We start from the raw sequence: 3,272 nt of genomic DNA, 5'->3' as shown, positions 1-3,272 counted from the left end.
ATATCAGTCCATGCCATTGGTCACACCATCTTCTCGCAAGGACGGCGTGAATCACAACATACTGGTATCGCTCAACAACTTTCGGATCGGGCTCTCAGAGGATTTCCTCGAATCCGTGGTCGCGTCCGAGGCCGCCTTCTGGTTCAAGGGCGACCCCGAGCAGCTCATTGCCGCGATCCGGACTTGGGTAGAGGAAGATGCTTCGCTCAATCGGCCCATAAGCAGGGCCGACTTACTCGCCTTCGCGCTGGAGAAGGACTTCGAGATCAAGCAATATGAGGTCGACCAGGCAATGCCCGGCCGCCTCTCGGGCGCAACCACCTCCTACGATGCAAGCTATGCCTCCATTGGCGCGGGGCTGTTCAGTATTCCGCGTACCGAGACCGATCAGCTCGTCGCCGCGCTGCTGGACGAACCTTCATCGAAGACGGTCGCGCTAGTGGGCAGTGCCGGATCGGGCAAATCGGCGATCATTCGAGACGCGATCGAGCGCGTTGCCGGCCGAAATCATCTGCAGCTTGCTTTCCGGGTCGACCAGGTCGGCGAGCCGGCCTCACTAGCGCAATTGGGCACGGCGGTCATCGACGTTGCCGACAGCCCGGCAATCGTTCTTGAACGTCTCTCCGGCAATCGTCCTGCTGTCCTCTACATAGACCAGGCCGACGCCGTCAGCCAGATGTCGGGGCGCTCGGCGCAGGTTCGGCGTCAGCTTGTTGATCTCGTGAATCAGGCGCGGAGCTATCCGAATATCCGTCTGGTTTTCTCATGCCGCACCTTCGACGTCGAGAATGATCAGCTCTTCTCGGAGATCGCTGAGCGCAATGAAACGCTTCGGATCGATGTCGCGCCCTTCGACTGGGAGCGCGACGTGGCGCCCGTGCTCCAGAAGCTCGAGATCAGCATCAATCCCGACAGCCAGAAGATCAAAGCGCTGCTGATCCAGCCCATCGGTCTTGCGATCGCCGCCCAGCTTGCCGCCAATGGCATCAAGGATCTTCGCACCGTCGAAAATCTCAGCGAGTTGTTCGACAAGCTGCTGACTGAGCGCGACCGCGCGATCCGTGAGCGACACAAACCGGCATGGTCCGTCTATGCAGCTCTCGAGGCAATCGCCCGGGAAATGAGCGCGCGACAGGAATTGGTGGCGCCGATGCGAACACTCGACGCGTTTGCCGGAGCCCGCGAGATCCTTCAGCAAGAGGGTCTCATCGTCATCAACGGTCAGAAGATATCGTTGCTCCACGAGTCGCTGTTCGATTTTCTGCATGCCCGCGCGTTTGCCGGCGGGGACCAGTCGCTACTCGATTTCCTGCTTTCTAGCGAACAGACGCTGTTTCGGCGCACGCAGGTACGGCAGATCCTCGCGGCCGAGCGTGAACTTGATCCGAAGCGCTATCTGGGCGATCTCGAGTCCATTCTGACCTCGGACCGGGTTCGTCCGCACGTTCGCGATCTCGTGCTCCGCTGGCTCGGCTCCGTGCCAATACCAACTGCCGACGAATGGAACCAGCTTGCCCGCTATGCGGCGCGGCGGGGAGATGGCGAGGTTCCGCGCTCGATCAGCATGGTGATCTTCGATCAGCCGGCCTGGTTCGCGTTGCTCGCCGAGGGCGGGAGCGTTCAGGCCTGGCTGCAGGGTTCGAAGGATGCGCAGGTCTGGGCGCTGCGATTTATCCGGTCAATCTCCGATCGCGGCGCCGAACTGCTACCCGCAATTTTGCAGGGCTATCTGGACATTTATCCGGAACAGGCTGGGCTGGTCCTCGACGAATTGCACTGGCTCAGCCCGAAGCAGTCGGCCCCGGCGCTTGCCGATGTGATCATCCGCGCGCTCGGTATGATCGATGATCTGAAGCATCTTGAAGCGCGCGGCGAAGGACAATTCGAAGCGTTTGGGAGCTGGATCCCGCATGCACCCGACGACGCCGCCCGTATCCTCGCGGCCAGCCTTTCAACCTGGTATCGCCTGTCGGACGAAGGAACACCGTTCAAGCCGGCGTTCGAGAACGGCACGGGCACGTTCCACCATCTCGTCGAATTGGCCAAGGCGCGGCCGATCGCCATGCTTGACGCGCTGCTTCCGGCGATGCGCGAGACGATGGTGCGCATGCCCGGGCGAGAGGGCGGGCCGCCGTACCAGGACCACGTCTGGCACTGGCGACGCTACGAGCGCGGCGAAGGTGCCTGGATTGAAATGCTCGACGTGGTTCGGAATGCGTTGGCGCGGGTCGCCGTCGACGATCCTGCCGAGGTGGAACGCTTGCTAGCGATCGTCGAACCGGCGCAGCAAATCACCGGACTGCATCTGCTCCTCGAAACCATTGCGAGCAACGGCGCCGGCCTAGCGGGCGTGCTCGCCGCGCAACACCATCATCCCGCACTGTTCACCGCAGGTTGGGAAGGTGCGCCAGCGCTGTCCGCGGCCAAAGCCTTGGCCTCCAGCTGGGATTATCTACATCCCGACCAGAGGGGGCAGTTCGAACGGCAAATTTTGACGCTCTGGCCCGAACTCGACGATGTGAAATGGGCCTTATCCATGAAAGAACCCAGCAAGAACGTATTCAATCGAACGCCGGAAGAGATTCGCGGCATGGCGCGCCACTATCTCGGTCTGTCTGGGCTGCGCCAATGGTCGGTCCTGCAGCTGATCGGCGAGGAGCGACTGTCGCCGGCCGCAGCTGATCGGCTCCGTGTCCTCGCGCGCAAGTTCGCCGGCGCCGGCCCGGAATCGCCCGACATAATTCGAAGCGGCAGCGTGCAATCGGCGATCGCCCCCGACCGCGCAGCGCATATGAGCGACGATGCGTGGCTGACGGCGTTCGAGAAGTTGAATGGCGAGGGCAAGCGCGAATGGACCGCAGCGGGATTTCCCAGCGGCGCATATGAACTCGCGCGTGTTCTGCAGGCGCGCGTTAAGGACGAGCCCGAGCGCTTCTTCGGCCTGTTGCACCGAATACCGATCGACGCGCATCCGGCCTTCGCTAACGCGATCGTGATGGGAATCAGCGAAAACTCTCCTGGCGCCGAGATGACCGAAAAGCTGTTCGCCGCCATCGACGAAAAGGCCGTGCCATCACTGGAGGAGCGCACGTTAGTCTGGCTCATCCGCGCGACCCAAGGCGAAAAAGGCCCAAAAACGCTTCGCTTCATGCTCGAGGTTGCAAGCTCCGGTGCATCTGTCAACGGCGGAGCAAAAACCGGCCACTGTGGCGGAGTAAAAGTAGGCCACTGACGTTGCGGCAGATTCAAAGCACAGGGGCCCCGATCGGGGC

General features: G+C 61.8%; 1 protein-coding gene. It reads left to right on the top strand.

Translation table 11 applies throughout. From position 1 onward, the window contains the following. The first annotated feature begins 46 nt into the window (after positions 1-46). Positions 47-3,232, top strand: coding sequence for an ATP-binding protein (locus tag C8K14_RS22195; RefSeq protein ID WP_107719302.1), 3,186 nt, complete (start codon positions 47-49; stop codon positions 3,230-3,232). Positions 3,233-3,272: the final 40 nt, after the last annotated feature.

The organism is Novosphingobium sp. GV079 (assembly GCF_003058045.1).
GTDB classification, from domain to species: Bacteria; Pseudomonadota; Alphaproteobacteria; order Sphingomonadales; family Sphingomonadaceae; genus Novosphingobium; species Novosphingobium capsulatum.
Note: the sequence above shows the minus strand (reverse complement) of the source record. Positions and strands in the feature narration are given on the sequence as shown.